Source organism: Crocosphaera sp. Alani8 (assembly GCF_038442745.1).
GTDB lineage: Bacteria > Cyanobacteriota > Cyanobacteriia > Cyanobacteriales > Microcystaceae > Crocosphaera.
Genome location: NZ_JARVCN010000460.1, coordinates 53791 through 59923, shown reverse-complemented (window position 1 = coordinate 59923; position 6133 = coordinate 53791). Strand labels below are relative to the sequence as shown.

Annotated in this window: 6 protein-coding genes; 5 read left to right on the top strand and 1 reads right to left on the bottom strand. The window is 41.1% G+C overall.

Going from position 1 to position 6133, the window contains the following annotated elements; translation table 11 throughout:
- The first annotated feature begins 322 nt into the window (after positions 1-322).
- The 3 genes from P9B04_RS22790 to P9B04_RS22780 all read left to right on the top strand — a co-directional run bounded on the left by P9B04_RS22790 (position 323) and on the right by P9B04_RS22780 (position 3350).
- Positions 323-1258 carry a glycosyltransferase family 9 protein gene (locus tag P9B04_RS22790; protein WP_342057250.1) on the top strand — a complete coding sequence of 312 codons (936 nt, stop codon included), beginning with the start codon at positions 323-325 and terminating at the stop codon, positions 1256-1258.
- Positions 1259-1396: 138 nt separating this feature from the next.
- The gene (locus P9B04_RS22785; RefSeq protein ID WP_342057249.1) at positions 1397-1882 is read left to right on the top strand and encodes a GNAT family N-acetyltransferase; all 486 of its coding nucleotides are present in this window, start codon (positions 1397-1399) and stop codon (positions 1880-1882) included.
- 112 nt (positions 1883-1994) lie between these two features.
- Positions 1995-3350: a M23 family metallopeptidase gene (locus tag P9B04_RS22780; protein ID WP_342057248.1), complete on the top strand. Its 1356-nt coding sequence runs from the start codon at positions 1995-1997 to the stop codon at positions 3348-3350.
- 59 nt (positions 3351-3409) lie between these two features.
- Here P9B04_RS22780 and P9B04_RS22775 read toward each other — a convergent pair whose 3' ends face one another.
- The gene (locus tag P9B04_RS22775; protein WP_342057247.1) at positions 3410-4144 is read right to left on the bottom strand and encodes a DUF1997 domain-containing protein; all 735 of its coding nucleotides are present in this window, start codon (positions 4142-4144) and stop codon (positions 3410-3412) included.
- A 148-nt stretch (positions 4145-4292) separates the two neighbouring features.
- Between P9B04_RS22775 and P9B04_RS22770 the strand changes: the two genes are divergently transcribed.
- Positions 4293-4916, top strand: a complete 624-nt coding sequence (locus P9B04_RS22770; RefSeq protein WP_342057246.1) for an SDR family oxidoreductase — start codon at positions 4293-4295, stop codon at positions 4914-4916.
- 29 nt (positions 4917-4945) lie between these two features.
- Positions 4946-6127 carry an aldo/keto reductase gene (locus tag P9B04_RS22765; RefSeq protein WP_342057245.1) on the top strand — a complete coding sequence of 394 codons (1182 nt, stop codon included), beginning with the start codon at positions 4946-4948 and terminating at the stop codon, positions 6125-6127.
- The last annotated feature ends 6 nt before the right edge of the window (positions 6128-6133 follow it).

Below are 6133 nucleotides of genomic sequence, written 5' to 3'. Positions count from 1 at the left end.
TCTTTGTCCCCTAACTTTCGGCGAGTCCCCCCAGACTTTTTGAGAAGCTTCGTATAGAAGCAAAAGAAAATGGTGGACGGTGGTTAATTAGATTGGACCAGAACCCCTTTAACCTTAAACCCGATTCTATTGTATTATCCCTCGAAGAATCCGACTTTGAAGTAATGGAAAAATAAGCAGTGAGCAGTAACAATGACTGATAACTGGTAACTAAACTTCATAATTAATTCTGAATATTAAGGTAAATTTGGGGACTATTACCTTAAAATTAAGCTGATGTGCTGACAAAAAGCCCACAGATATCCATCCAAACATCAGAACTATGCGAATATTAGCCCTGGTTCCTGGGGGAATAAGCGAACAAATTTTATTTTTTCCCACCCTAGAAGACCTCAAAATTCGATATCCTAATGCTATTATTGATGTCCTGGTTGAACCCCGTGCCAAAGCCGCTTATCGGGTGTGTCCCCAGGTTAATGAGATCCTCATATTTGACTATCAAGATCGGACAGGATTGGCCGATTATTTAAACTTGTTAGGGATTATGCGCGATCGCGAGTATGATATAGCCTTAAACCTAGAAAAACGTTGGAACATCAGCTTATTACTGTGGTTAAACGGTATCCCTTTGACCGTTGGTTACGGAGATAAACCCACCTGGTTCATTTCTAAATCCATTGTCCAAAAGACAGAACAATATATAGCTGAGATGTATCACGATCTCACCGAAGGTTTAGGGATTAAATCCCCTTGTCCTCCTTTAAAAATAGCCTTACCAAAAGACGATATCGCTTGGGCAGAAGCTGAACAAAAACGCTTATTGCTCGAGGAAAGCGGTTATATCCTAGTCTACGGAGGAAACAGCGAGTCCTATCCTGTGCCTCAGTGGAGTAATATTATTAACAGAATTCAAGAAAAACAATCGTCTCTCTCCATCGTTGTATTACAAGCTACGGGGGATGAAACCTGGGTTAGTCCTTTAATGAATAGTTGTCCCGACTTAAAATTGACAAAACCAGGAGATGTGGGAAAACTAGCTGCCATAATAGCAGGAGCTAATTTAATGATTTGTACCGACAGTCCACCCTTGCAACTAGGGGTTGCCGTAGGAACCTACACTGTCTCCCTATTTGGCAAAACAGATCCGAAAAAGCGACTACCAGTCAACGATGATCGCTTCATTGCTATTCAATCACCTACCTACAATTTAGAGGATATTCAAGCCTCAAAAGTGTTAGAAAAAATTTGGAGAACCTAAAACCCGACACTACTCGGTTAAGAGTTATAACCGAGTAGTTTTCCCATCTTTTATACTCCCAACTCTCGTTATTAGAACTAGACTGAGTGAAATAAAAAGCTTTTTATTTATAATCGGCATAACGTAAAACGCTAAAGAATGTTCCCTTTACCTAATAGTTATCGTTTAATACAGGGAAAAACCCAAGATAAGACAAGACTGATAAAATTCATGGAACTTACTTACGAAGAGTTATTTCCAGAACAGTCTAATTTTAGTCACTTGAACAACACCGTTGAACAATATTTATCATCGAAAACCCCCATTTGGTGGATTGAATATAGATCCAAAAACGAAACAAGATCAGAAATAGTTTCTTGTCTATGGATGGGGACCGGCATCGATCAAGTTAATGGTCATCACTACGGACACATTTTCTTAATCTATGTCACGCCTAATCACCGTCGCAAAGGCTTAGCCACAAGCTTGATCCAACAGGGACAACAATGGGTACAACAGAAAGGCTACCATCAAATGGGATTACAGGTCTTTGAGCGAAACCAAGCTGCTCTGAAACTTTATAACAAACTAGGCTTTTCTTCTCAATCCTATTTAATGTTTAAATCTTGGGATATTAACCAATAAAGATATGTTTTAACCATTACCCAACCTTATCATTATCTCTCAAGTCGGTGATTTATTCTAAAATTCGTTATCATGCTTTAACAAGTCGACAACTGTGAGAAGTGAGACGGAAATGAATAAATACAATCAATTAAAATCAATATCCCCTTTAACAAAAACCTTGCTTAAACAAGGACTCAGCGTAGTTAGTGGACTGAGTATTCTAGGCAGTGGAATCGCTTTCAACCAGGCGATCGCTTCCCCAGAAACCTTAGTCATTCCTGACAGTCCTACCCCTACGGCAAACCCTAAACCTGCTGCCGTATCCCCTGTGAAAGTGCCGAAGGCCTCTCCTTACGTTCCTCCAACCCGTTCTAGCAATACAAAACCTGTACTACAACAAACTTCTAATAAACCCAATCAACCCAAAATATCGCCGAAACCCTCGGTTTCTCCTGGTCGTGCCAGCACTAAACCGCAAGTTAAACTATCGGCACCCAAGATTTTAGATCCTCAAACCTCTAAAAACGAACCTCCCAAAACCCTTACCCAACCCCAAACCATTCAACTATCCCCTTCTGTTACCAACGGAGCTAAACATAGTTACATCGATACCAATAACTACGGTAACTCCAGTGCAACACTCAGCCAACCCAAGAAAGTTATCCTAACGGAACGCTCAACTGGGTGCCAAACCGTTGCCCAAAATGGTCAGCTATCAAAGGGAAGTTGTGGCTCAGTGGCTGCTCAAAAGCCCAAGGTTCAGGCACCTCGTCAGTTAACCCCCCGTCGTGTTAATTTAGCCTCTCGTCAAACCAACACCAACCCTCGGGTAGCTAAACGGGTTTCCTCCCCCTCACGGGTTCAATCTCTAGGGTTAAAACGCCGTCCCATTGCCTCGGAACAAGTTGTCAATATACAACCTATCCAACGTCGGGGTGTATCCATTGCTTTAGAACCCTTACCCCGTTATAACCGAGCTGCCTCCATGTACGCCGCTACTGCTCCCCAAGCACGCAGAACAGATTTAATCTTTCCCTTACCTGTAGTAGCTACCATGACCTCTGCTTTTGGTTGGCGTATTCACCCCATTTCCGGAACCCAAAGGATGCACAACGGAACCGATTTTGGCGCACCTCAAGGCACTCCCGTATTAGCGGCCTATTCTGGGGAAGTTTCTCACGCTGATTGGTCTGGAGGTTATGGGTTAATGGTAGTGCTACGTCACCTCGAAGGAACTCAAGAATCCCGTTATGCTCATCTTTCTGATGTCTATGTTGAACCTGGAGAATGGGTAGAACAGGGTACGATTATCGGACGGGTTGGGAATACTGGGTATTCTACGGGGCCCCACCTTCATTTTGAGTGGCTACACCTCACAGAACAAGGATGGGTGGCAGTCGATGCTGGCCTTCATTTAGAGTACGCTATGGACAATTTAATCCGTGCCATGCAGTTCGCTCAAGCACAAGAAACCCCCGAAGGTTAAATTTAGAGTTCAGAATGTAGAGCTGAAAATTCAGTGGCCCTACATTCTAAATCCCTTATCTATGCCGCTTCTTCTAGGGTAGATTCTTCGATTCTTTCCAGATGGCGGCTATTTTTTGGAGGGATGGGTAAGTTCTGCCCCTTATGGAAATCTTCTTGCACTTTGTAGGTTAGGCGAGGAGAAATTTGACGGACGATTTGAGTTAACAAGCGATCGCCTGTTTTTTGAATCACAGATGAGGGTAACTTACGAATAAACTTAGGAAACTGTACTGCCACATCCATCGCCAAATGCCATTCAACTTTGGTGATTACTTCAGGGACTTGTTTTTGGTTCTGTTTTTTAAAGGTTTTTTCTAACCCTACACTGGCCAGGTGACTAGGAATTTCTTTAACCGTCATAGACGCTTGATAATCTACTTCGTAGCCTAGTGAGGGTTCGTCAGGAAGGGGAATACTATGCATTTCGTAAACCCCATTGGCAGAAGGTTCTAGAACAACGGCTAATTTGGGTTCTACTTCATAACCAAAAGACCCAAATCGCCCTACAGTTAACACATAGCCATTATTTCCAATGGCTTTGGTTTTCATGGGAGCAGCACAACGGCAAAACCATCCTTGATGAGCATTGAGATAGTTCGCCACCGTCTCACCATCGCTATACATTTCCATATAGCCGGCAAACTCTGTCCTAAAAGAAACAGGCGCAGCTTCTAAGGGTCCGGTAATTTGTTGGTCTCTGAGATTATCCTCTGAAACCTGACTAGGATGATTATTTTGCCATTGACATTGCATAACGGTTTCTTAAAAAGTTAGTTTACAGTGATTTTTAGCAGGATTATGGAGTTTGGGTACTCCTTATAAGGTTACGAAATTTACGAAACTTAATACAATAAAAAGATGTTTAAGTATTTATTCTAAATCAAGTCAAAGGAGTGTGACGATGAAAGCATTAGTAGCGGGTGCAACGGGAGAAACAGGTCGTAGAATTGTCCAAGAATTGGTCAATCGTCAAATTCCTGTCAAAGCATTGGTGCGAGATCAAGAGGGAGCAAAGAGCATTTTGCCTCCTGAGGTTGAGTTAGCTGTCGGTGATGTCCTGGATATGGATAGTTTAACGAAAGCCATATCAGGTTGCACCGTCTTACTCTGCGCAACTGGTGCTAGACCGAGTCTCGATCCCACAGGACCCTATCAGGTAGACTACGAAGGGACAAAAAATTTAGTTAACGTCGCCAAGGCGCAAGGAATAGAAAAGTTTGTGTTAGTTTCTTCCCTTTGTGTTTCCCAATTTTTTCATCCCCTTAATCTTTTTTGGTTAGTTTTATACTGGAAAAAGCAAGCAGAAAACTATTTAGAAAATAGTGGCTTAAAGTATACAATTGTCCGTCCTGGAGGTCTTAAAAACGAGAATAACTCAGATGAGATTTTAGTGTCATCCGCAGATACCCTGTTTGAAGGAAGTATTCCTAGACAAAAGGTAGCTCAAGTGTGCGTAGATTCTCTGTTTAAAGATGACTACCAGCAACGGGTTTTAGAAATAATTACTCAACCTGCTCAAGTTTAAAATTATTTAGTTTTCTTAGATTATTTACCATGAAATATCGAAGATTCGGTCGTACAGAATTAGAAATTCCTGTCTTTTCTTGTGGAGGAATGCGTTATCAGCATAAGTGGAAAGATGTTCCTGAAAGCGAAATTCCTGAAGAGAATCAACGTAACTTAGAGGCGACCATCCATCGTTCTTTAGAGCTAGGAATTAATCATATTGAAACCGCTAGAGGGTATGGAACATCTGAGATGCAATTAGGGAAGGTCTTGCCTAAACTTCCCAGAGAGAAATTAATTATTCAGACTAAAGTTTCTCCTAAAGAAGACCCGAAAGAGTTTCGTTTGCAGTTTAATCAATCCTTGAATTTTTTGCAATTAGACTATGTAGATTTACTAGGATTACACGGCATTAATACAGATGAAATACTAGACTATTGCATTCGTCCTGGAGGGTGTTTAGAAGAGGCAAGGAAACTACAAGAACAAGGTAAAGTTCGTTTTATTGGCTTTTCAACCCACGGTTCTACTGATATTATCAAAAAGACCATAGAAACGGACTGTTTCGATTATGTTAATCTTCATTGGTATTATATCAATCAGGTTAATTGGCCGGCTATAGAAGCGGCCAAGAAACACGATATGGGGGTGTTTATTATTAGTCCTTCTGATAAGGGAGGAAAACTTTATGAACCTCCCCAAAAATTGGTGGAATTGTGTCACCCTCTGAGTCCAATGGTGTTTAATGATCTTTTTTGTTTGTCTCATCCAGAAGTTCACACCCTTAGTTTAGGGGCTGCCCGTCCAACGGATTTTGATGAGCATTTAAACACTCTTTCTCTATTAGAAAATCCCCAACCCATACTAAAACCGATCATAGCTAGATTAGAAGAGGAAGCCATAAAAGTTCTAGGAGAAAATTGGTTTAAAAGTTGGGATAAAGGTTTACCATCTTATCAAGAAACTCCTGAAAACATAGATATTAAAACAATTTTGTGGTTAAGGAACTTAGCTTTAGCTTATGATCTGGTGGAATATGGGAAAATGAGATATAATTTGTTGGGAAGAGGAGGACACTGGTTTCCTGGAAATAATGCAGAAAACGTTACAAAAGTGGATCTTTCTAACTGTTTATTGGATAGTCCCTATAGACATAAAATTCCTCATTTCCTAGCGGAAACCGATCAGTTACTAGGGGGACAAGCTGTAGAAAGATTATCCCAAAGTTAAAAGATT

Excerpts from the sequence above, each read along its gene's own strand:
- P9B04_RS22770 (WP_342057246.1), top strand. The coding sequence starts at position 4,293 with ATGAAAGCATTAGTAGCGGGTGCAACGGGAGAAACAGGTCGTAGAATT.
- P9B04_RS22775 (WP_342057247.1), bottom strand. The coding sequence starts at position 4,144 with ATGCAATGTCAATGGCAAAATAATCATCCTAGTCAGGTTTCAGAGGAT.
- P9B04_RS22790 (WP_342057250.1), top strand. The coding sequence starts at position 323 with ATGCGAATATTAGCCCTGGTTCCTGGGGGAATAAGCGAACAAATTTTA.
- P9B04_RS22785 (WP_342057249.1), top strand. The coding sequence starts at position 1,397 with ATGTTCCCTTTACCTAATAGTTATCGTTTAATACAGGGAAAAACCCAA.
- P9B04_RS22780 (WP_342057248.1), top strand. The coding sequence starts at position 1,995 with ATGAATAAATACAATCAATTAAAATCAATATCCCCTTTAACAAAAACC.
- P9B04_RS22765 (WP_342057245.1), top strand. The coding sequence starts at position 4,946 with ATGAAATATCGAAGATTCGGTCGTACAGAATTAGAAATTCCTGTCTTT.